Origin of the sequence: Enterobacter sp. WCHEn090032 (genome assembly GCF_003986875.1) — a bacterium.
Lineage (GTDB): Bacteria > Pseudomonadota > Gammaproteobacteria > Enterobacterales > Enterobacteriaceae > Enterobacter > Enterobacter sichuanensis.
On sequence record NZ_RXRN01000005.1, the window covers coordinates 194,406 to 216,372 of the forward strand.

The following is a 21,967-nucleotide window of genomic DNA, read 5'->3' on the forward strand; positions in this document are numbered from 1 at the left end:
TTGTGAAAAAGTGGTTATTAGCTGCAGGTCTCGGTTTAGCGATGGCAACTTCTGCTCAGGCAGCAGACAAAATTGCAATCGTCAACATGGGTAATTTGTTCCAGCAGGTTGCACAGAAAACAGGTGTTTCTGCGACTCTGGAAAACGAATTCAAAGGCCGTGCAAGCGAACTGCAGGGTATGGAAAACGATCTTCAGTCCAAAATGCAGCGTCTGCAGCGTGATGGTTCTACCATGAAAGCAAGCGACCGCAGCAAACTGGAAAAAGACGTAATGGCTCAGCGCCAGGCGTTCTCCCAGAAAGCGCAGGCTTTCGAGCAGGATCGTCAGCGTCGTTCTAACGAAGAACGTGGCAAGCTGGTGACTCGCATTCAGACCGCTGTTAAAGCAGTGGCTGCCGATCAGAGCATCGATCTGGTTGTTGATGCGAACGCCGTTGCTTTCAACAGCAGCGATGTTAAAGACATCACCGCTGATGTTCTGAAACAGGTTAAATAAGTAATGCCTTCAATTCGACTGGCTGATTTAGCTCAGCAGTTGGATGCAGAATTACACGGTGATGGCGATATCGTCATCACCGCTGTTGCGTCCATGCAATCTGCTAAAGCTGGCACGATTACCTTCATGGTAAGCCCTAAGTACCGTGAGCAACTGGCTCAATGCCAGGCGTCAGCTGTTGTTCTGACGCAGGACGATCTTCCGTTTGCCACTAGCGCGGCACTGGTAGTGAAAAATCCCTACCTGACGTATGCACGCATGGCTCAAATTCTTGATACCACGCCGCAGCCGGCCCAGAACATTGCTGCCAGTGCAGCGATTGATCCGACGGCGCAGCTGGGTAACAACGTCGCCGTGGGTGCCAATGCGGTTATTGAGTCCGGCGTCGTGCTGGGCGATAACGTCGTCATTGGCCCGGGTTGCTTCGTTGGGAAAAATACGAAAATCGGCGCGGGGACCCGTTTATGGGCTAATGTGTCCGTTTATCATGAAGTTGAAATTGGCGAAAATTGCCTCGTCCAGTCCAGCACCGTGATTGGTTCTGATGGCTTTGGTTACGCTAACGATCGGGGTAATTGGGTTAAGATCCCACAACTGGGTCGCGTTATCATTGGCGATCGCGTGGAGATCGGCGCCTGTACCACCATTGACCGTGGCGCGCTGGACGATACCATCATCGGCAATGGTGTTATCATCGATAACCAGTGTCAGATTGCGCATAACGTTGTGATTGGCGACAATACCGCGGTTGCGGGGGGCGTCATCATGGCCGGCAGCCTGAAAATTGGCCGTTATTGTATGATTGGCGGCGCAAGCGTGATTAATGGCCACATGGAAATATGCGACAAGGTGACGGTGACGGGTATGGGCATGGTAATGCGTCCCATCACTGAACCTGGCGTCTATTCCTCAGGCATTCCGCTGCAACCCAACAAGGTATGGCGTAAAACAGCAGCTCTGGTGATGAACATTGATGATATGAGCAAGCGCCTCAAGTCCCTTGAGCGCAAGATCGATCAACAAGACTAAGCGTCATCCGTTTAACGCTATTTTTCCCGGCCTGTCGGCTTTCTAATAAACCGGCAGGCCGTGTTATTATTGTTATCAGTACATTTTGACAGGAAGAGTATTTTGACTACTGACACTCATACTCTGCATATTGAAGAGATTTTAGAACTTCTGCCGCACCGCTACCCGTTTCTGCTGGTAGACCGTGTGCTGGACTTTGAAGAAGGTCGTTTTCTGCGCGCAGTGAAAAATGTTTCCGTGAATGAGCCGTTCTTCCAGGGACACTTCCCGGGGAAACCCATCTTCCCGGGCGTGTTGATCCTCGAAGCCATGGCACAGGCTACCGGTATTCTGGCGTTTAAAAGCGTTGGTAAACTGGAGCCAGGTGAACTGTATTACTTCGCGGGTATCGATGAAGCACGCTTTAAGCGTCCTGTCGTGCCTGGTGATCAGATGATCATGGAAGTCACTTTTGAAAAAACGCGTCGTGGCCTGACTCGCTTCAAAGGCGTAGCGCTGGTTGACGGCAAAGTTGTTTGCGAAGCGACAATGATGTGTGCTCGTAGCCGGGAGTCCTGATACGTGATTGATAAATCCGCCTTTATTCATCCTACCGCCATTGTGGAAGTGGGTGCCATCATTGGTGCTAACGCCCACATTGGCCCGTTTTGTATTGTTGGACCCCATGTCGAAATTGGTGAGGGTACAGTACTGAAATCTCACGTTGTGGTGAATGGTCACACGACCATCGGCTGCAATAACGAGATCTATCAGTTCGCCTCCATCGGCGAAGTTAACCAGGATCTTAAATATGCTGGTGAGTCGACCCGTGTGGAAATCGGCGATCGTAACCGTATTCGCGAAAGCGTCACCATTCATCGTGGAACAGTACAGGGTGGTGGGTTGACGAAGGTGGGCAGCGATAACCTGTTTATGGTTAATGCGCATATCGCGCACGACTGTACCGTGGGTGACCGCTGTATTCTTGCCAACAATGCCACGCTGGCAGGACACGTATCGGTTGATGACTTCGCAATTATTGGCGGCATGACCGCAGTCCATCAGTTCTGCATCATTGGTGCGCACGTGATGGTCGGCGGATGCTCCGGTGTGGCGCAGGACGTCCCACCTTATGTGATTGCGCAGGGCAACCATGCCACGCCGTTTGGCGTGAACATCGAAGGCCTCAAGCGTCGTGGTTTTAGCCGCGAAGCGATTACTGCCATCCGCAACGCGTACAAACTGCTGTACCGTAGCGGTAAAACGCTGGAAGAGGCGAAGCCGGAAATTGCCGAACTGGCGAAAAAGCACCCGGAAGTGAACGCGTTCATGGAATTCTTTGACCGTTCCACGAGGGGTCTGATTCGTTAATGGTCGACAGTCGTCCGCTTACGATAGCCCTGGTCGCCGGAGAAACCTCCGGCGATATTCTTGGTGCAGGTCTCATCCGCGCGCTGAAGGCGCGTGTCCCTGACGCACGCTTTGTGGGCGTTGCTGGCCCGCTGATGCAGGCCGAAGGCTGTGAAGCCTGGTACGAAATGGAAGAGCTGGCCGTGATGGGCATCGTTGAGGTGCTGGGGCGGTTACGCCGTTTACTGCATATTCGTGCCGATCTCACCCGCCGTTTTACCGAGCTCAAACCCGATGTCTTTGTCGGTATTGATGCGCCTGATTTCAACATTACCCTCGAAGGGAATCTGAAAAAGCAGGGCATTAAAACCATTCACTACGTCAGTCCGTCCGTCTGGGCGTGGCGACAGAAACGTGTTTTCAAAATTGGGCGGTCCACCAACCTGGTGCTGGCTTTCCTGCCTTTCGAAAAAGCGTTTTACGATAAATTCAATGTTCCGTGCCGTTTTATCGGACATACCATGGCGGATGCGATGCCGCTGGATCCGGATAAAAACGCGGCGCGTGACGTGCTGGGTATCCCGCATGATGCGCACTGTCTGGCACTGCTGCCGGGCAGTCGTGGCGCAGAAGTGGAGATGCTTAGCGCGGACTTCCTGAAAACCGCGCAAATTCTGCGCAATACGTATCCCGATCTCGAAGTGGTTGTGCCGCTGGTGAATGCTAAACGCCGGGAGCAGTTTGAGCGTATTAAAGCCGAGGTTGCACCGGATCTCCACATCCATCTGTTGGATGGAAAAGGCCGGGAGGCGATGGTTGCGAGCGATGCTGCGCTGCTGGCCTCCGGTACGGCAGCCCTGGAGTGCATGCTGGCAAAATGCCCTATGGTGGTAGGCTATCGCATGAAGCCGTTCACGTTCTGGCTGGCAAAACGTCTGGTGAAAACGGAGTATGTCTCCCTGCCAAACCTGCTTGCCGGGCGCGAGCTGGTGAAAGAACTGCTGCAGGATGAGTGTCAGCCTCAGGCGTTGGCCGAGGCGTTGTTACCGCTGCTCGCCAACGGCAAGACCAGGCACCAGATGCATGATACGTTCCGCGAACTGCATCAGCAGATCCGCTGTAATGCCGATGAGCAAGCGGCTGATGCGGTGCTGGAGTTAGCAAAATGATGGAATTTGTTTATCCTCACACCCACCTTGTGGCGGGCGTGGACGAAGTTGGTCGTGGTCCGTTAGTGGGGGCTGTAGTGACCGCTGCGGTGATCCTCGATCCGGCCCGTCCGATTATCGGGCTAAACGACTCTAAAAAATTGTCTGAAAAGCGGCGACTGGCGCTGTTTAGTGAGATTCAGGAGAAGGCGCTGGCCTGGAGCCTGGGACGTGCTGAGCCACATGAAATAGACGAGCTGAATATTCTGCATGCCACGATGCTGGCGATGCAGCGTGCGGTCGCGGGTCTGAAAATTGCGCCTGAATATGTCCTGATTGACGGCAACCGCTGTCCGGCATTGCCCATGCCTTCCATGGCGGTTGTCAAAGGCGATAGCCGGGTCGCGGAAATCAGCGCAGCTTCTATTATTGCCAAAGTGACACGCGACGCCGAAATGGCCGCGCTGGATCTCACTTACCCTCAGTATGGCTTCGCCCAGCATAAGGGCTATCCTACAGCTTTCCATCTGGAAAGACTGGCTGAACATGGCGCAACCGAACATCACCGGCGCAGTTTTGGCCCGGTGAAACGCGCGCTGGGACGGGTGTCCTGAATCAATACGCAAGCAATTAAGTAACGCGGAATCTGAAGATGGCTGAACCACGTTTCGTACACCTGCGGGTGCATAGCGACTACTCCATGATCGATGGGCTGGCGAAGACCGGGCCGCTGGTAAAAAAGGCGGCCTCTCTTGGCATGCCTGCGCTGGCGATCACCGATTTTACCAACCTGTGTGGCCTGGTGAAGTTCTACGGAACGGCGCATGGCGCGGGGATGAAGCCGATCGTCGGCGCTGATTTTCACGTGCAGAGCGATCTCATCGGCGATGAAATGACGCAAATCTCCGTGCTGGCGATGAACAACACGGGATATCAAAACCTCACGCTGCTTATCTCAAAAGCCTATCAGCGCGGTTATGGCGCGTTAGGGCCGTGGATCGATCGCGACTGGCTGGCAGAGCTGAACGAAGGGCTGTTGCTAATCTCAGGCGGCCGTATGGGTGACGTCGGCAAATCCCTGTTGCGTGGCAATATGGCGCTGGTGGATCAGTGTGTGTCGTTCTATGAAGAGCACTTCCCGGATCGTTATTATCTGGAATTGATCCGTACCGGCCGTCCGGATGAAGAGCGCTATCTCCATGCCGCCGTGGCGCTGGCTGAAGAGCGTGGGTTGCCTGTGGTTGCCACCAACGATGTGCGCTTCCTTGAGGCCGGTGATTTTGACGCCCACGAAATTCGCGTCGCGATCCATGATGGCTTCACCCTTGACGATCCCAAACGTCCGCGCAATTACTCGTCGCAGCAGTATATGCGCAGCGAGGAGGAGATGTGCGAACTCTTCTCCGATATCCCGGAAGCGCTGGAAAACAGCGTTGAGATAGCCAAGCGTTGTAACGTTACCGTCCGCCTCGGCGAATACTTCCTGCCGCAGTTCCCGACGGGAGATATGACCACGGAAGACTTCCTGGTCATGAAATCAAAAGAAGGTCTGGAAGAGCGTCTGGCATTCCTCTTCCCGGATGAAGAAGAGCGTAAAAAACGTCGTCCGGAGTATGACGAACGCCTGGATATTGAACTCCAGGTGATTAACCAGATGGGCTTCCCGGGCTACTTCCTGATCGTGATGGAGTTTATCCAGTGGTCGAAGGATAACGGCGTACCGGTCGGACCGGGCCGTGGCTCCGGTGCAGGCTCGCTGGTGGCCTATGCGCTTAAAATCACCGACCTCGATCCGCTGGAATTTGACCTGCTGTTCGAACGTTTTCTTAACCCGGAACGTGTTTCGATGCCCGACTTCGACGTCGACTTCTGCATGGAAAAACGTGACCAGGTTATTGAGCACGTGGCTGACATGTATGGCCGTGACGCGGTATCGCAGATTATTACCTTCGGTACGATGGCGGCAAAAGCAGTTATCCGCGACGTGGGCCGCGTGCTGGGGCATCCGTATGGTTTCGTCGATCGCATCTCTAAACTGGTGCCGCCCGATCCGGGCATGACGCTGGCGAAAGCCTTTGAAGCCGAGCCGCAACTGCCGGAAATCTACGAAGCGGACGAAGAGGTCAAAGCGCTGATCGACATGGCGCGTAAGCTGGAAGGCGTGACGCGTAACGCCGGTAAGCATGCGGGTGGTGTGGTTATCGCCCCTACCAAAATCACCGATTTTGCGCCGCTCTACTGCGATGAAGCGGGCCAGCATCCGGTAACCCAGTTTGATAAGAACGACGTGGAATACGCCGGACTGGTGAAGTTCGACTTCCTCGGTCTGCGTACGCTCACCATCATCAACTGGGCGCTGGAGATGATCAACGCCCGCCGCGAAAAGAACGGCGAACCGCCGCTGGATATCGCCGCTATCCCGCTGGATGACAAGAAAAGTTTCGACATGCTGCAGCGCTCGGAGACCACCGCGGTCTTCCAGCTTGAATCCCGCGGCATGAAAGATCTGATTAAGCGTCTGCAGCCTGACTGCTTCGAAGATATGATCGCACTGGTGGCGCTGTTCCGTCCGGGCCCGCTGCAGTCGGGGATGGTGGATAACTTTATCGACCGTAAGCACGGGCGCGAAGAGATTTCCTACCCTGACGTGCAGTGGCAGCATGAAAGCCTGAAGCCGGTACTGGAGCCAACGTACGGCATCATCCTGTATCAGGAACAGGTTATGCAGATTGCCCAGGTGCTCTCAGGCTATACGCTCGGCGGCGCGGACATGCTGCGTCGTGCGATGGGTAAGAAAAAGCCGGAGGAGATGGCCAAGCAGCGCTCTATCTTCGAAGACGGCGCGAAGAAAAACGGCGTTGACGGCGAACTGGCGATGAAAATCTTCGACCTGGTGGAGAAATTCGCCGGGTACGGATTTAACAAATCCCACTCCGCCGCCTATGCTTTGGTTTCGTATCAGACGCTGTGGCTGAAAGCGCACTATCCCGCTGAGTTTATGGCGGCGGTAATGACCGCCGATATGGACAACACTGAGAAGGTCGTGGGGCTGGTGGACGAGTGCTGGCGTATGGGGCTGAAGATCCTGCCGCCGGATATCAACTCAGGCCTTTATCATTTCCACGTTAACGAGCACGGGGAAATTGTCTACGGGATCGGTGCGATCAAAGGCGTGGGCGAGGGGCCGATCGAGGCGATCATCGAAGCGCGTAACAACGGCGGTTATTTCCGCGAGCTGTTCGATCTGTGCGCCCGCACCGATACCAAAAAACTGAACCGCCGCGTGCTGGAAAAACTGATCATGTCCGGCGCGTTCGACAGGCTGGGGCCGCACCGCGCGGCGCTGATGAACTCCCTCGGGGACGCCCTGAAAGCGGCGGATCAGCACGCTAAAGCGGAAGCCATTGGCCAGGCGGATATGTTCGGCGTGCTGGCGGAAGAGCCGGAGCAGATCGAACAGTCTTATGCCAACTGTCTGCCGTGGCCAGAACAGGTGGTGCTGGACGGTGAACGTGAAACGCTGGGCTTGTACCTGACGGGTCACCCGATCAACCAGTACATTAAAGAAATTGAGCGCTATGTCGGAGGCTATCGGCTGAAAGACATGCATCCGACAGAACGTGGTAAAATCACCACGGCTGCGGGGCTCGTGATTGCTGCAAGGGTTATGGTCACCAAGCGCGGCAATCGTATCGGCATCTGTACGTTGGATGACCGTTCCGGGCGTCTGGAGGTGATGTTGTTCACCGACGCGCTGGATAAATACCAGCAATTGCTGGAAAAAGACCGCATACTTATCGTCAGCGGACAGGTCAGCTTTGATGACTTCAGTGGGGGGCTTAAAATGACCGCCCGCGAAGTGATGGACATTGACGAAGCCCGGGAAAAATATGCTCGCGGGCTTGCTATCTCGCTGACGGACAGGCAAATTGATGACCAGCTTTTAAACCGACTCCGTCAGTCTCTGGAACCCCACCGCTCGGGGACAATTCCAGTACATCTCTACTATCAGAGGGCGGATGCACGTGCGCGGTTGCGCTTTGGTGCAACGTGGCGTGTCTCTCCGAGCGATCGTTTACTGAACGATCTCCGTGGCCTCATTGGTTCGGAGCAGGTGGAACTGGAGTTTGACTAATACAGGAATACTATGAGTCTGAATTTCCTTGATTTCGAACAGCCGATTGCTGAGCTGGAAGCGAAAATCGATTCTCTGACAGCGGTAAGCCGTCAGGATGAAAAACTGGATATTAACATCGACGAAGAAGTGCATCGTCTGCGCGAAAAAAGCGTAGAGCTGACGCGCAAAATCTTTGCCGATCTCGGCGCATGGCAGGTAGCCCAGCTGGCACGCCACCCGCAGCGTCCGTACACCCTGGATTATGTCCGCCTGGCGTTTGACGAATTTGACGAACTGGCAGGCGATCGCGCATACGCTGACGACAAAGCTATCGTTGGCGGTATCGCGCGTCTGGACGGACGCCCGGTGATGATCATTGGTCATCAGAAAGGTCGTGAAACCAAAGAGAAAATCCGTCGTAACTTTGGTATGCCAGCACCGGAAGGTTACCGTAAAGCCCTGCGTCTGATGGAGATGGCTGAGCGTTTTAATATGCCAATCATCACCTTTATTGACACCCCGGGGGCATACCCTGGCGTGGGCGCGGAAGAGCGCGGTCAGTCTGAAGCTATCGCACGTAACCTGCGTGAGATGTCCCGTCTGAAGGTACCGGTCATTTGTACTGTTATTGGTGAAGGCGGTTCCGGCGGCGCGCTGGCGATTGGCGTGGGCGATAAAGTGAATATGCTGCAGTACAGCACCTATTCCGTTATCTCCCCGGAAGGCTGTGCGTCCATTCTGTGGAAAAGTGCCGACAAAGCGCCTCTGGCTGCAGAAGCGATGGGCATCATTGCGCCACGCCTGAAAGAGCTGAAGCTTATTGATTCCATCATTCCGGAACCGCTGGGTGGTGCGCATCGTAAGCCGGAAGCGATGGCGGCTTCCCTGAAAGCACAGCTGCTGGCTGACCTGGCGGATCTTGATGTGCTGAGCACAGAGGATCTCCTCAATCGTCGTTACCAGCGTCTGATGACCTACGGTTACGCGTAAGCTTCACCATTATCTGAAAAGCCGCACAATGTTGCGGCTTTTTTTATACCTGCCGTTTACCTTAACTATGCTTAGCTAATGTTTTTCAAGGAGGTAAACCGTGAACATCATTGCCATTATGGGGCCGCACGGCGTCTTCTATAAAGACGAGCCCATCAAGGAGCTGGAGCAGGCCCTGCAGGCGCGCGGGTATCAGCTGATCTGGCCGCACAACAGCGCTGACTTGCTGAAGTTCATCGAGCACAACCCACGTATCTGTGGGGTGATCTTCGACTGGGATGAATATGACCTCGAATTGTGCAGCGATATCAACAAGCTGAACGAATACCTCCCGCTGTACGCATTTATTAATACCCACTCGACCATGGATGTCAGCGCCAATGATATGCGTATGGCGCTGTGGTTCTTTGAATATTCGCTCGGCGTTGCGGAAGATATTGCGACCCGTATTCAGCAATATACCGGTGAATATCTCGAAAATATTACCCCGCCGTTTACCCGCGCACTCTTCACCTACGTGAAGGAGGGCAAATATACCTTCTGTACGCCAGGCCATATGGCGGGGACAGCCTATCAAAAGAGCCCGGTGGGCTGCCTGTTCTACGACTTCTTCGGTGGCAACACGCTGAAAGCGGACGTATCCATTTCAGTCACTGAACTGGGCTCTCTGCTCGATCACACCGGCCCGCATCTTGAAGCCGAAGAGTACATCGCCCGCACCTTTGGTGCCGAGCAGAGCTATATGGTCACCAACGGTACTTCGACCTCGAACAAAATCGTCGGGATGTACGCTGCACCTGCTGGCAGCACTCTGCTGATTGACCGTAACTGCCATAAATCGCTGGCACACTTGCTCATGATGAGCGACGTCGTACCGCTCTGGCTGTCGCCCACGCGAAACGCGCTGGGTATTCTGGGCGGTATTCCACGGCGCGAATTTACGCATGATGCCATTGAAAGCAAGGTTGCGGCCGTCCCCGGTGCAAGCTGGCCTGTCCATGCGGTGATCACCAATTCAACCTATGACGGTCTGCTGTACAACACGGACTGGATCAAAAAGACGCTGGACGTGCCGTCGATCCACTTCGATTCCGCGTGGGTACCGTACACCAATTTCCACCCGATTTACGCAGGGAAAAGCGGCATGAGCGGTGAACGCGTACCGGGCAAAGTGTTCTTCGAAACGCAGTCGACGCACAAAATGCTGGCGGCGTTTTCTCAGGCTTCGCTTATTCACATCAAAGGCGAGTACGATGAAGAGACTTTTAACGAAGCCTTTATGATGCACACCACTACCTCACCGAGCTATCCGCTGGTGGCTTCCATTGAAACGGCGGCGGCGATGCTACGCGGTAATCCGGGCAAACGTCTTATTAATCGTTCGGTGGAGCGGGCACTGCATTTCCGCAAAGAAGTTCAGCGGTTAAAAGAGGAAGCCGACGGCTGGTTCTTTGATATCTGGCAGCCGGAAGAGATTGATGAGGCGGCGTGCTGGCCGGTTTCACCCGGTGAAGGCTGGCATGGTTTCCGGGATGCCGATGGCGATCACATGTTCCTCGATCCGGTAAAAGTGACGATCCTGACACCGGGCATGGATGAACAGGGCAGGATGAGCGATGAAGGGATCCCAGCCGCGCTGGTGGCGAAGTTCCTTGATGAACGGGGTGTGGTGGTGGAAAAAACGGGCCCCTATAACCTCCTGTTCCTCTTCAGCATTGGGATTGATAAGACCCGGGCGATGGGGCTGTTGCGCGGCCTGATGGAGTTTAAGCGCGCCTACGATCTCAACCTGCGGGTGAAGAATATGCTGCCGGATCTCTACGCGGAGGATCCTGATTTCTACCGCAATATGCGCATTCAGGATCTGGCCCAGGGGATCCACAGGCTGATCCGTCAGCACGATCTGCCGCGCCTCATGCTTCAGGCTTTTGATGTCTTGCCCGAGATGAAACTCACGCCGCACAACGCCTGGCAGCGCCAGGTGAAAGGGGAGGTTGAAACCGTCGAGCTGGAAAACCTGGTCGGACGCGTATCGGCTAACATGATCCTGCCTTACCCGCCGGGCGTACCGCTCCTGATGCCAGGAGAGATGATTACCGAAGCGAGCCGGGCCGTGCTCGATTTCCTGCTGATGCTCTGTTCAGTAGGACGTCACTACCCGGGTTTTGAGACGGATATTCACGGGGCGAAGCGCGATGAAAACGGTGTTTACTGGGTGCGAGTCCTAAAATAAAGGTGACCGCTTGCCAGGTGCGGGTTTTCGGTTGTAACGTTCAGGCATCATAAAAAGGAGAAGCTATGCTGGGTTTAAAACAGGTTCACCATATTGCGATCATTGCGACCGATTACGCGAAAAGTAAGGCCTTCTACTGCGATATCCTCGGTTTTACGCTGATGAGCGAGGCGTACCGTGAGGAGCGTGACTCCTGGAAGGGCGATCTGGCGTTGAACGGGCAATATGTGATTGAGCTGTTCTCTTTTCCTTTTCCGCCTGCGCGTCCGTCCCGCCCGGAGGCCTGTGGGCTGCGTCATCTGGCCTTCAGCGTTGATGACCTGGATAACGCAGTCAAACATCTGGAAGCGCACGGCGTCGCGTGCGAGGCGATCCGTGTCGATCCGTTCACCGACAAGCGTTTTACCTTTTTCAACGATCCGGACGGTTTGCCGCTGGAGCTTTACCAGCAGTAATGTTTGTCCTGTGTGATAATGCCCGCTCCGTTCGGGCATTTTTTATGTGTAATTTCCTATGACCTTACCCGCAATCGCACAAGCCGTTTCACCCTACCGCCAGCTGCTGGTGGGGTTTAGCGGTGGTCTGGATTCCACCGTTCTGCTCCATCGTCTTAAATGCTGGCGCGACCAGGAACCCGATGTCGAGCTTCGGGCAATGCATATTCATCATGGATTAAGCCCTCACGCAGAGGCGTGGGTGGCGCACTGTGAAGCCTTGTGTGCAGCCTGGGCAATCCCACTGCTTGTGGAGCGCGTCACGCTTAAGGATGAGGGACTGGGCGTTGAGGCGCAGGCGCGTAAAGCCCGCTATGCTGCGTTTGCCGGCGCGCTACAGCCCGACGAAGCGCTGGTCACGGCCCAGCATCTGGATGACCAGTGCGAAACCTTTTTGCTGGCGCTTAAGCGGGGCAGCGGGCCGGCGGGGCTTTCAGCCATGCCGGAGCGGGCTGATTTTGCCGGGACGCAATTACTGCGCCCACTGCTTGGCGAAACGCGTGCGTCGCTGGAAGCCTGGGCACGAGAACATCAGCTGAACTGGATTGACGATGAGAGCAACCAGGATGACGGCTATGACCGTAACTTTCTGCGTTTGCGCGTTCTCCCGCTTTTGCGCGAGCGCTGGCCGCATTTTGCCGATGCGACAGCAAGAAGCGCCATACTGTGCGCCGAACAGGAATCATTGCTCGATGAGCTGTTAAGTGAAGAGCTGGCTGAACTGATCTCTGAAAATGGGGCGCTGGCAATTGCACCGCTGCAAGGGAGGAGCCCGGTACGTCGCGCCGCACTGTTACGACGCTGGCTGGCCTCGCATCACGCGGTGATGCCGTCGCGGGCGATGCTGAGCCGCATCTGGGACGAGGTCGCAATGGCTCGGGAAGATGCTGCTCCTTGCGTACACCTGAACGGTTTTGACGTAAGACGCTTTAAAGGTGAGCTCTGGTGGGTAAAATCGATGCCCTCACTCACTGATGTGGTGCTCGACTGGTCTTCCCCTGACGCACCGCTGATATTGCCCTGTGAGATCGGGCGTGTAACTCTGGTGCCGTCTGGGCATGTGCGACTGCCTGCGTCAGGAGAGCCGGTAACCGTTCGCTTTAAGGCTGGCGGCATGCTGCATATCGTCGGGCGTAACGGGGGACGCAAGCTTAAGAAGATCTGGCAGGAGTGCAACGTGCCGCCGTGGCTGCGCGACACCACGCCGCTGCTGTTTTACGGTGAAACGCTGATTGCTGCTGCGGGTGTTTTCATCACGGAAGCGGGGTGGTCGGAAGAGGGTGTCAGTTTTGAGTGGCAGAAAGCGTAACGGGCAGCCAGGCTGCCCGTTAGTCTCATCAGGATTCGCTCACCACGACGGTGCCGATTTGCGGGTGGCTGAAGCTGGCAATTTTATCCAGACGCAGCTCACGCGTCGCCCCGCCATCTTCCACTACCAGATATTCCACATTCTTACGTGAAACCAGATCGCTGGCTTTCGCCTTCAACACTTCGCCATCTTTTAGCTCCAGCGTCAGTATTAAATGATGCTGGCAGGCGAGTTCGAGGTTGTCATAGTCATCACAATTGATGGGTTGATAGGTATCATTCATCGACATAATCGCTCACCAGTAAATTCGCCGCAGCATACGCTGCTTTTTCCCTGACCGACTCTGAAAGGCTCTCATCAGAGGCCACTTCATTAAGCACTTTCAATACACAGCCCAACGCGTCCGGGACATACCCCAGATCTCCGCTGGCGATTTCCGCATACCGTTTGCGAATTAACTCACAATAATTGTTCACATCCCCTCCCGCCAGCGCACTGACTTACTGTGAGATCTCATTAAGCCTACGAAGATAAACTCGGTTTAGCAAGGTGACTATACCATACTCATTTAAGCAATATCAGAGCCTTGATAGCGGTGTATTTATCACCCCGTAACAGCCTTTTGCCGCTGTTTTCGCTACAATGTGCGCCTGAATCGAATGGAGTTCTCTCATGGCGCTGAAAGCGACAATTTATAAAGCAGTGGTCAATGTGGCCGATCTTGATCGCAACCAGTTTCTGGATGCGTCGCTGACCCTGGCTCGCCACCCTTCCGAAACCCAGGAGCGCATGATGCTGCGCCTGCTGGCGTGGATTAAGTACGCCGACGAGCGGCTGCAATTTACCCGTGGGCTAAGCGCTGAAGACGAGCCTGAAGCCTGGCTGCGCAACGATCATCTGGGTATCGATTTGTGGATCGAACTCGGTCTGCCGGATGAACGCAGAATGAAGAAGGCCTGCACCCAATCCGCAGAAGTGGCCTTATTCGCATATAATCAGCGCGCTGCGGAGATTTGGTGGCAGCAAAACAAGAGCAAGTGCGCACAGTTTAAAAATCTTACGGTCTGGTATTTGGATGATGAGCAGCTGGCGCAGCTGAGCGAATTCGCTGGCCGGACCATGGTTTTGCAGGCGACGATTCAGGACGGCGCCATCTGGCTCTCTGATTCTCAGAATAATCTGGAAATTCATTTAACGGCGTGGCAGCCCGCGTCATGATCGTTTTGTCCCGAAACGTCAGCATCCCTGACAGCGAGCTGGAGATCACCGCCATCCGTGCGCAGGGGGCTGGCGGGCAGCACGTCAACAAGGCGTCGACGGCTATCCATTTGCGTTTTGACATTCGGGCCTCAAGCCTGCCAGAGTATTACAAAGAAAGCCTGCTCGCCGCCAGCCATCATCTCATTACCAGCGATGGCGTGATGGTGATTAAAGCTCAGGAATACCGCAGCCAGGAGTTAAACCAGGAAGCGGCAATAGCCAGGCTGGTGGCGGTCATCAAAGAATTAACGACGGTACAAAAAAGCCGTCGGGCCACGCGGCCAACCCGCGCATCGAAAGAGCGCCGGCTGTCCTCGAAGGCTCAGAAATCCACAGTGAAAGCACTACGCGGTAAAGTTCGTCGCCCGACAGAGTGACGAAAGGGAACACAATTTTCATAAGGAATTCATTGTGAAAAAAGCATTATTGTCAGCGCTGGCGGTGAGTACGCTGTTTGCGCTTTTTGGGTGTAACAACCGTTCTGAAACGCAGGTTTTGCAGCCCGCGCAGAATGAAGAGTTAAAGCCGATGCAGCAGAGCTGGCGCGGTGTATTGCCTTGCGCAGACTGTGAGGGTATTGAAACCTCTCTGTTCCTGCAAAAAGACGGAACCTGGGTGATGAATCAGCGCTATCAGGGCGCGAAAGAACCTTCGTCATTTGCCTCTTACGGGACATGGGCGCGAACGGCGGAGAAGCTGGTTCTGACGGATACCGCCGGCGAGAAAACGTATTTCCGCGCCAAAGGCGAGGGGATGGAGATGCTGGATCGCGAAGGCAATCCTATCGAATCCCAGTTCAACTATACGCTGGCACCGGTAAAAGCGGCCCTGCCTGCGACGCCAATGGCAATGCGGGGTATGTATTTCTACATGGCGGATGCGGCGATATTCACCGACTGCGCAACCGGCAGGAAAGTCAGCGTGGCAAACAATGCGCAGCTTGAACGCGATTATGCCGTGGCGCGCGGCAATGACAGCAAGCCGGTATTACTGACGGTTGACGGGCACTTTACGCTGGAGCCCAACCCGGATAGTGGAGAGATGGTGAAAACGCTGGTGGCAGATAAAGACGCGAAGTTTGTCGCGGGCAAAGACTGTAACAGCAAATAAGCTGACGTTGAGCCATTAAAAAACCCCGCCTGAGCGGGGTTTTTTTGTTTAGCCCTTGATGGCTTTGACCAGGTAATCAAGAATGTCGCCGGTCTTGATCATCTGTTTTTCGCCGCTGCGACGGTATTTGTATTCAATCTCGTCGCTGTCGAGGTTACGGTCGCCGATGACGACAGTGTGCGGAATACCGATCAGTTCCATATCGGCAAACATCACGCCTGGACGCTCTTTACGGTCGTCCATCAGTACTTCGATACCCTGAGCGCGCAGCTCGGCGTACAGTTTCTCGGCCAGCTCCTGCACACGGTAAGATTTGTGCATGTTCATTGGCAGAATAGCCACCTGGAACGGCGCGATGTTGTCCGGCCAGACGATGCCACGCTCGTCGTAGTTCTGCTCAATCGCCGCAGCCACCACACGCGTCACCCCGATACCGTAGCAACCCATGGTCAGGATCTGGTTACGGCCATCTTCACCCTGAACCGCGGCGTTCAGTGCACGAGAGTATTTATCCCCCAACTGGAAGATGTGACCGACTTCGATACCGCGCTTGATCATCAGAGTACCCTGGCCATCCGGGCTTGGATCGCCTGCGACCACGTTACGGATGTCTGCCACTTCAGGGGTTGCGACGTCGCGATCCCAGTTGATGCCGAAGTAGTGTTTGCCATCGATGTTCGCGCCCGCGGAGAAATCGCTCATCGCGGCTACCGTGCGGTCAATAACCACAGGTACTGGCATATTCACCGGACCCAGCGAGCCTGGACCTGCATTTACCACGGCACGGATTTCCGCTTCCGTTGCGAAGGTCAGCGGGCTGGCGACCTGCGGCAGCTTCTCTGCTTTCACTTCGTTCAGCTCGTGATCGCCACGTACCAGCAGGGCTACCAGCGGGTAAGCGCTTCCTTCGGTGGATTTCACCAGCAGCGTTTTCACGGTTTTTTCGACAGGCAGGTTGAACTGCTCAACCAGCTCGGCAATGGTTTTCGCGTTCGGCGTATCTACCAGCGTCATTTCCTGCGTTGCGGCAGCACGAGGTTCTTTTGGTGCCAGTGCTTCTGCAAACTCGATATTCGCCGCGTAATCAGATGAGTCAGAGAAGATCACATCGTCTTCACCGCTCTGTGCCAGCACCTGGAATTCATGGGATGCGCTACCGCCGATGGAGCCGGTATCGGCCTGCACAGCACGGAAATCCAGCCCCATGCGGGAGAAGATTTTGCTGTATGCCTCGTACATTTTGTCGTAGGTCTCTTGCAGGGATTCCTGAGAGGTATGGAAAGAGTAGGCGTCTTTCATCAGGAATTCGCGAGAGCGCATTACGCCGAAACGTGGGCGAACTTCGTCACGGAATTTGGTCTGGATCTGGAAGAAGTTCAGCGGCAGCTGTTTGTAAGAGCTCAGCTCATTACGAATCAGGTCGGTGATGACTTCTTCATGCGTTGGGCCGAGAACGAACGGACGCTCGCCACGATCGACAAAGCGCAGCAGTTCAGGACCATACTGTTCCCAACGACCGCTCTCCTGCCACAGGTCAGCGGGCTGAACCACAGGCATGGACACCTCGATAGCACCGGCGTTGTTCATCTCTTCACGCACGATGTTTTCGACTTTTTTCAGGACGCGCACGCCGGTCGGCAGCCAGGTGTATAACCCGGAGGCCAGCTTGCGGATCATCCCGGCGCGCAGCATCAGCTGATGGCTGATCACTTCGGCGTCGGCAGGCGTCTCCTTCAGAGTGGAGAGCAGATATTGGCTAGTACGCATGTTGTTACGGTTCCATTTCGACGATTGGAACAGGCTGAAACACCAGCCTGACACAAAAAAAGTGGTTTAGTTTACCAGTGTGGCAAAGATGCCAAAAGAGAGGAGAACAAAATTACCTGGGTTCAAGAGCAAACACTTCAAAACCTGCCCCGGTGACGCGCCAGCGAACGTTAAAATCGAGCAGCCAGACGGCGTACGTTTTTCCTGCTTCCTCTTCTTTACGGTAGGCCGGACGGGGGTCCTGCGCCAGCACTTCGGTGATGAAATTCCGCAAACGAGGATAGCGTTTCTCCAGCTGACTGAGCTGCGAGTCTATCTCAGGGGTAAACCAGACCGGCATATCCGCCTGGGGGGCATCCTGAGCATAACTTGCGTGCGCGTTCGGGAGGGCTTCGGCAAAAGGCAAATAAGGTTTGATGTCGATAACCGGCGTGCCGTCGACCAGATCCAGGCTACCCAACTCGAGTACCACCTGATCTTTCTGGCAACGTATGCCTTTCAGCTCAACCAGAGACATGCCAACCGGGTTTGGACGGAAAGTCGAGCGAGTCGCAAACACGCCCATTCTCGCATTTCCGCCTAGACGAGGAGGACGCACGGTAGGACGCCAGCCGCCTTCCATCGTCTGGTGAAACACGAACACCACCCAGAGATGGCTAAAGGCATCGAGCCCGCGCACCGCATCAGCCTGATTGTAAGGGGCTATCAGGTGAAGCTCGCCGCTGCCGCTGGTAACAAGACCGGGCTGGCGGGGCACGGCGAACTTCTCTTTATAAGGAGAGTGGATGATGCCTATCTGCTCGAACTGAAATGCACTCATTTCGCCGTAATGTTCAGCGCAGATCCGATGCAGACCGCCTGACGGTAGCAGCCTGGTGTGCCGCTGGTCACTTCACAGCTGTGCAGCAGTACCGCATTGGCTTTCATTTTTGCCGCGTTAATCTGCATACGTTTACGCGCGGTCGGAATATTCGGTGGTGAGTCCTGATTGGTCGCCTGACAAGATTCACCGCTCACTTCACCCAGCTCACGGAACGGTTTACCAACGAGTTCGTCCGCCTTCGTGATGATGCGAACTGGCGCAGCGCGAACCACTTTCGGTTTCGCAGGCTCGGTTTTTGGCGGGGTTGCCGTGCTTTGAACAGGTTCAACGGGAGATCTGCTTAGCATAGAACAGCCGCTCAGCATGAGTGCTAAAAGACAGATCGGTAAAGCACGCATAATATTTCCTCAATGGATAATCAAAACGTCAGATATTGAATCAGTTGCCTGCACAAATGACAAGACGGGCATAAGCCCGTCCTGATGATATTACACTGAGGTGAGATTACCAGCCTTTAACCGCGCCGCCGTTAAACACTTTGTTGGCTTCCTGGTAAACTTCTTCAGACTGATAGGCCTGAACGAACTTTTTCACGTTTTCCGCGTCTTTGTTGTCTTCGCGAGTCACGATCAGGTTTACGTATGGGGAGTCTTTATCCTCAACGAAGATACCGTCTTTCGCTGGCGTCAGGCCAATCTGGCTGGCGTAGGTGGTGTTGATAACGGCCAGCGCAATCTGCGCATCATCCAGGGAACGTGGCAGCTGAGGCGCTTCCAGTTCCACAATTTTCAGATTTTTCGGGTTCTCGGTCACATCCAGAACGGTCGGCAGCAGGCCCACACCGTCTTTCAGTTTGATCAGGCCCACTTTCTGCAGGAGCAGCAGGGAACGGCCGAGGTTGGTTGGGTCGTTTGGCACGGCAACCTGAGAGCCTGGCTGCAGCTCGTCCAGCGATTTAATTTTTTTGGAGTAACCGGCGATTGGATACACGAAGGTGTTGCCTACTGCCACCAGTTTATAGCCACGATCTTTGATCTGCTGATCCAGGTAAGGCTTATGCTGGAAGGCGTTCGCATCGATATCGCCTTTGCTCAGCGCTTCGTTCGGCAGAACATAATCGTTAAAGGTGACCAGCTCAACGTCCAGGCCATACTTCTCTTTTGCCACTTTCTGCGCGACTTCCGCGACCTGCTGTTCTGCACCCACGATAACGCCCACTTTAATGTGGTTTGGATCTTTTTCGTCCTGACCGCAACCTACCAGTGCCAGAGAGCCGATTAGCGCGCCTACTGCTGCAAAGGTCTTTAATTTAAACGCCATGTTTTATCCTTAACTCGTCGAGTTTGTGTTGTGTGTAACGTTATTTGTGCGTAACGGCCCGGACGATGCGATCGCCAGAGAACTGGATTAAATAAACCAGAACAACCAGCAATACCAGAACGGTATTCATCACGGTAGCGTTATATCCAATATAGCCGTACTGGTAACCAATCTGACCTAAACCACCGGCACCGACGGCACCACCCATCGCGGAATACCCCACCAGGGTGATAAGCGTAATGGTCGCGGCATTCACCAGGCCCGGCAGTGCTTCAGGGAGCAGGACTTTGCGAACGATCTGCATTGGCGTGGCACCCATCGCGCGGGACGCTTCGATCAAACCGGTTGGAATCTCCAGCAGGGCGTTTTCCACCATACGAGCGATAAACGGCGCGGCACCGACGGTCAGCGGAACGATGGCCGCCTGCAGTCCGATAGAGGTCCCGACGATCACGCGGGTAAATGGAATCATCCACACCAGCAAAATAATGAACGGGATAGAACGGAAGATGTTTACCAGCGCAGAGAGCGTGCGGTACAGCTTCGCGTTCTCAATGATTTGACCCGGACGCGTCACGTACAGCAGCACGCCGACCGGCAGGCCAATGACAAAACCAAAAAAGCCAGAGACAAAGGTCATTGCCAGCGTTTCCCAAACGCCGCGAACCAGTAGCCACATCATCGGCTCAGACATAACCCAGTACCTCTACTTTTACGTGATGTTCTTGCAGCCAGGCAATGGCTGCCTGGGTTTCTTCTTGTGTGCCGTGCATTTCTGTCAACATAATGCCGAACTTCACGCCACCGGCGTAATCCATCTGCGCGCTGATGATGTTGTTGTTCACGTTAAAGCGACGCGCGGTTTCGGAAAGCAGGGGAGCATCAACGGACTGACCGGTAAACTCCATGCGCAGCATCGGGACGCTTTCAGCTGTCGGTTCTGTTTTCAACCGTTCCAGATAATCTTCCGGAATATCCAGATGCAGCGTGGACTGGATGAACTGCTGCGCGAGCGGGGTCTTCGGATGGGAGAACACTTCGCTTACCGTGTCCTGCTCAATCAGTTCGCCGTTGCTGATCACCGCGACGCAATCACAGATACGTTTCACGACGTCCATTTCATGGGTAATCAGAAGGATCGTCAGGCCCAGACGACGGTTAATGTCCTTCAGCAGTTCCAGAATAGAACGCGTGGTGGCTGGGTCTAATGCGCTGGTGGCTTCATCGCACAGCAATACTTTAGGATTGCTGGCCAGCGCGCGGGCAATGGCCACACGTTGCTTTTGCCCACCAGACAGATTTGCCGGGTAACTATCATGTTTGTCGCCCAGACCGACAAGGTCGAGCAGTTCGGTGACGCGACGCTTCACTTCTTCTTTCGGCGTGTTATCCAGCTCAAGCGGCAGGGCGACGTTGCCGAAAACGGTGCGGGATGCCAGCAGATTAAAGTGCTGGAAAATCATGCCAATCTGACGACGCGCTTTAGTGAGTTCTTTCTCTGAAAGCGCGGTAAGCTCTTGCCCGCCAACTTCTACACTACCCTGGGTTGGGCGCTCAAGCAGGTTAACACAACGGATCAGCGTGCTTTTACCTGCACCCGATGCGCCAATGACGCCATAAATCTGACCAGCAGGAACATGCAGGCTGACGTTGTTCAGCGCCTGAATGGTTCGGTTCCCCTGCTGGAACACTTTGGTGATATTGGAAAGTTTAATCATTAGATTATTTTTATCGTATGTAAGTTAGCCGTGGCATTTTCTTCTGCCAGATACGGGTGATGACCGTAAACAAAACGGATGTTAAGGCATCCAGACGTCTAAATCAATCCAACTCTGTGCGATGGGCACTTTATTGCGCTGCGATTCATGAGATACTAGCTGAACATGCCTTTTTCAGGAGCAAACCGGTGGCAAAATCAGTACCCGCAATTTTTCTCGACCGTGACGGCACTATTAATGTGGATCACGGTTATGTTCATGAGATTGATGAGTTCGAGTTTATCGAGGGCGTAATAGAGGCAATGCGCCAGCTGAAAGAGATGGGTTATGCGCTGGTGGTGGTAACGAACCAGTCCGGTATTGCGCGGGGTAAATTCACCGAAGCGCAGTTCGAGACGCTGACCGAATGGATGGACTGGTCCCTGGCTGACCGTGGGGTGGATCTTGATGGTATCTATTATTGTCCGCACCACCCACAGGGGAGTGTAGAAGAGTATCGTCAGACCTGTGATTGCCGTAAGCCGCATCCGGGTATGTTCATCTCTGCGCAAGAGTTCCTGCACATTGATATGGCTGCTTCTTATATGGTGGGCGATAAACTGGAAGATATGCAGGCAGCAGCGGCTGCGGGCGTGGGCACCAAAATATTGGTTCGCACCGGTAAGCCAGTCACGCCAGAAGCGGAGAAAGCGGCGGATTGGGTGATTAATAGTCTGGCGGACCTGCCAAAAGAAATTAAAAAGCACCAAAACTAGTCTTTTTGGTGAAAAGATGAGCGGTTGAAATAAAAATGCATTTTTCCGCTTGTCATTCCTCGGCGGCC

The 21,967-nt window shown here is 54.5% G+C and carries 23 protein-coding genes; 15 read left to right on the plus strand and 8 right to left on the minus strand.

All coding sequences use genetic code 11. The annotated features are described in order from the left end of the window. The first annotated feature begins 2 nt into the window (after positions 1 to 2). The 11 genes from skp to tilS all read left to right on the plus strand — a co-directional run bounded on the left by skp (position 3) and on the right by tilS (position 13,146). Positions 3 to 497: a molecular chaperone Skp gene (gene skp, locus EKN83_RS06320; RefSeq protein ID WP_023334576.1), complete on the plus strand. Its 495-nt coding sequence runs from the start codon at positions 3 to 5 to the stop codon at positions 495 to 497. A 3-nt stretch (positions 498 to 500) separates the two neighbouring features. After that, complete coding sequence (gene lpxD, locus EKN83_RS06325; protein ID WP_025756821.1) at positions 501 to 1,526, plus strand: UDP-3-O-(3-hydroxymyristoyl)glucosamine N-acyltransferase; 1,026 nt, start codon at positions 501 to 503, stop codon at positions 1,524 to 1,526. 102 nt (positions 1,527 to 1,628) lie between these two features. Beyond that, positions 1,629 to 2,084, plus strand: coding sequence for a 3-hydroxyacyl-ACP dehydratase FabZ (fabZ, locus tag EKN83_RS06330; RefSeq protein ID WP_010426706.1), 456 nt, complete (start codon positions 1,629 to 1,631; stop codon positions 2,082 to 2,084). A 3-nt stretch (positions 2,085 to 2,087) separates the two neighbouring features. Then, positions 2,088 to 2,876 carry an acyl-ACP--UDP-N-acetylglucosamine O-acyltransferase gene (gene lpxA / locus EKN83_RS06335; protein ID WP_025756822.1) on the plus strand — a complete coding sequence of 263 codons (789 nt, stop codon included), beginning with the start codon at positions 2,088 to 2,090 and terminating at the stop codon, positions 2,874 to 2,876. Continuing rightward, positions 2,876 to 4,024: a lipid-A-disaccharide synthase gene (gene lpxB, locus EKN83_RS06340; RefSeq protein WP_126800521.1), complete on the plus strand. Its 1,149-nt coding sequence runs from the start codon at positions 2,876 to 2,878 to the stop codon at positions 4,022 to 4,024. The genes lpxA and lpxB overlap by 1 nt, the downstream gene beginning before the upstream one ends. Continuing rightward, the gene (gene rnhB / locus EKN83_RS06345; protein WP_025756824.1) at positions 4,021 to 4,617 is read left to right on the plus strand and encodes a ribonuclease HII; all 597 of its coding nucleotides are present in this window, start codon (positions 4,021 to 4,023) and stop codon (positions 4,615 to 4,617) included. Before lpxB ends, rnhB begins: the two co-directional genes overlap by 4 nt. A 38-nt stretch (positions 4,618 to 4,655) precedes the next feature. Next, positions 4,656 to 8,138 carry a DNA polymerase III subunit alpha gene (dnaE, locus tag EKN83_RS06350; RefSeq protein ID WP_045285880.1) on the plus strand — a complete coding sequence of 1,161 codons (3,483 nt, stop codon included), beginning with the start codon at positions 4,656 to 4,658 and terminating at the stop codon, positions 8,136 to 8,138. 12 nt (positions 8,139 to 8,150) lie between these two features. Then, positions 8,151 to 9,110 carry an acetyl-CoA carboxylase carboxyl transferase subunit alpha gene (gene accA / locus EKN83_RS06355; RefSeq protein ID WP_025756826.1) on the plus strand — a complete coding sequence of 320 codons (960 nt, stop codon included), beginning with the start codon at positions 8,151 to 8,153 and terminating at the stop codon, positions 9,108 to 9,110. 100 nt (positions 9,111 to 9,210) lie between these two features. Continuing rightward, a complete protein-coding gene (locus tag EKN83_RS06360) occupies positions 9,211 to 11,343 on the plus strand; it encodes a lysine decarboxylase LdcC (protein ID WP_095449666.1) in 2,133 nt (710 codons plus the stop codon). A gap of 65 nt (positions 11,344 to 11,408) precedes the next feature. Continuing rightward, positions 11,409 to 11,798 carry a VOC family protein gene (locus tag EKN83_RS06365; RefSeq protein WP_025756828.1) on the plus strand — a complete coding sequence of 130 codons (390 nt, stop codon included), beginning with the start codon at positions 11,409 to 11,411 and terminating at the stop codon, positions 11,796 to 11,798. Between the two features lie 58 nt (positions 11,799 to 11,856). After that, positions 11,857 to 13,146, plus strand: a complete 1,290-nt coding sequence (gene tilS / locus EKN83_RS06370) for a tRNA lysidine(34) synthetase TilS (RefSeq protein ID WP_126800522.1) — start codon at positions 11,857 to 11,859, stop codon at positions 13,144 to 13,146. Positions 13,147 to 13,174: 28 nt separating this feature from the next. On the opposite strand, the gene rof is transcribed toward tilS, so the two are convergent. Together rof and EKN83_RS06380 are read right to left on the minus strand one after the other, a co-directional pair. Continuing rightward, positions 13,175 to 13,435, minus strand: coding sequence for a Rho-binding antiterminator (rof, locus tag EKN83_RS06375; protein ID WP_025756830.1), 261 nt, complete (start codon positions 13,433 to 13,435; stop codon positions 13,175 to 13,177). Continuing rightward, the gene (locus tag EKN83_RS06380; RefSeq protein WP_008501889.1) at positions 13,422 to 13,622 is read right to left on the minus strand and encodes a YaeP family protein; all 201 of its coding nucleotides are present in this window, start codon (positions 13,620 to 13,622) and stop codon (positions 13,422 to 13,424) included. Before EKN83_RS06380 ends, rof begins: the two co-directional genes overlap by 14 nt. Positions 13,623 to 13,818: 196 nt before the next feature. Between EKN83_RS06380 and EKN83_RS06385 the strand changes: the two genes are divergently transcribed. The 3 genes from EKN83_RS06385 to nlpE are packed head-to-tail and all read left to right on the plus strand — an operon-like array spanning position 13,819 to position 15,516. Beyond that, positions 13,819 to 14,364, plus strand: a complete 546-nt coding sequence (locus EKN83_RS06385; protein WP_025756831.1) for a YaeQ family protein — start codon at positions 13,819 to 13,821, stop codon at positions 14,362 to 14,364. Continuing rightward, the gene (gene arfB / locus EKN83_RS06390; protein WP_126800523.1) at positions 14,361 to 14,783 is read left to right on the plus strand and encodes an alternative ribosome rescue aminoacyl-tRNA hydrolase ArfB; all 423 of its coding nucleotides are present in this window, start codon (positions 14,361 to 14,363) and stop codon (positions 14,781 to 14,783) included. The genes EKN83_RS06385 and arfB overlap by 4 nt, the downstream gene beginning before the upstream one ends. Positions 14,784 to 14,817: 34 nt before the next feature. After that, positions 14,818 to 15,516, plus strand: coding sequence for an envelope stress response activation lipoprotein NlpE (gene nlpE, locus EKN83_RS06395; RefSeq protein WP_025756832.1), 699 nt, complete (start codon positions 14,818 to 14,820; stop codon positions 15,514 to 15,516). Positions 15,517 to 15,564: 48 nt separating this feature from the next. Here nlpE and proS read toward each other — a convergent pair whose 3' ends face one another. The 6 genes from proS to metN form a co-directional block, all read right to left on the minus strand. Then, positions 15,565 to 17,283, minus strand: a complete 1,719-nt coding sequence (gene proS / locus EKN83_RS06400; protein WP_045285883.1) for a proline--tRNA ligase — start codon at positions 17,281 to 17,283, stop codon at positions 15,565 to 15,567. Between the two features lie 112 nt (positions 17,284 to 17,395). Next, positions 17,396 to 18,103, minus strand: coding sequence for a tRNA (N6-threonylcarbamoyladenosine(37)-N6)-methyltransferase TrmO (gene tsaA, locus EKN83_RS06405; RefSeq protein ID WP_126800524.1), 708 nt, complete (start codon positions 18,101 to 18,103; stop codon positions 17,396 to 17,398). After that, positions 18,100 to 18,504, minus strand: coding sequence for an Rcs stress response system protein RcsF (rcsF, locus tag EKN83_RS06410; RefSeq protein WP_025756835.1), 405 nt, complete (start codon positions 18,502 to 18,504; stop codon positions 18,100 to 18,102). The genes tsaA and rcsF overlap by 4 nt, the downstream gene beginning before the upstream one ends. A 106-nt stretch (positions 18,505 to 18,610) precedes the next feature. Continuing rightward, a complete protein-coding gene (gene metQ / locus EKN83_RS06415; protein ID WP_025756836.1) occupies positions 18,611 to 19,426 on the minus strand; it encodes a methionine ABC transporter substrate-binding lipoprotein MetQ in 816 nt (271 codons plus the stop codon). Between the two features lie 40 nt (positions 19,427 to 19,466). Then, complete coding sequence (locus EKN83_RS06420; RefSeq protein WP_003856130.1) at positions 19,467 to 20,120, minus strand: methionine ABC transporter permease MetI; 654 nt, start codon at positions 20,118 to 20,120, stop codon at positions 19,467 to 19,469. Beyond that, a complete protein-coding gene (gene metN / locus EKN83_RS06425) occupies positions 20,113 to 21,144 on the minus strand; it encodes a methionine ABC transporter ATP-binding protein MetN (RefSeq protein WP_025756837.1) in 1,032 nt (343 codons plus the stop codon). The genes EKN83_RS06420 and metN overlap by 8 nt, the downstream gene beginning before the upstream one ends. A 188-nt stretch (positions 21,145 to 21,332) precedes the next feature. Here metN and gmhB point away from each other — a divergent pair, with 188 nt between their 5' ends. Next, the gene (gmhB, locus tag EKN83_RS06430) at positions 21,333 to 21,899 is read left to right on the plus strand and encodes a D-glycero-beta-D-manno-heptose 1,7-bisphosphate 7-phosphatase (protein WP_025756838.1); all 567 of its coding nucleotides are present in this window, start codon (positions 21,333 to 21,335) and stop codon (positions 21,897 to 21,899) included. Positions 21,900 to 21,967: the final 68 nt, after the last annotated feature.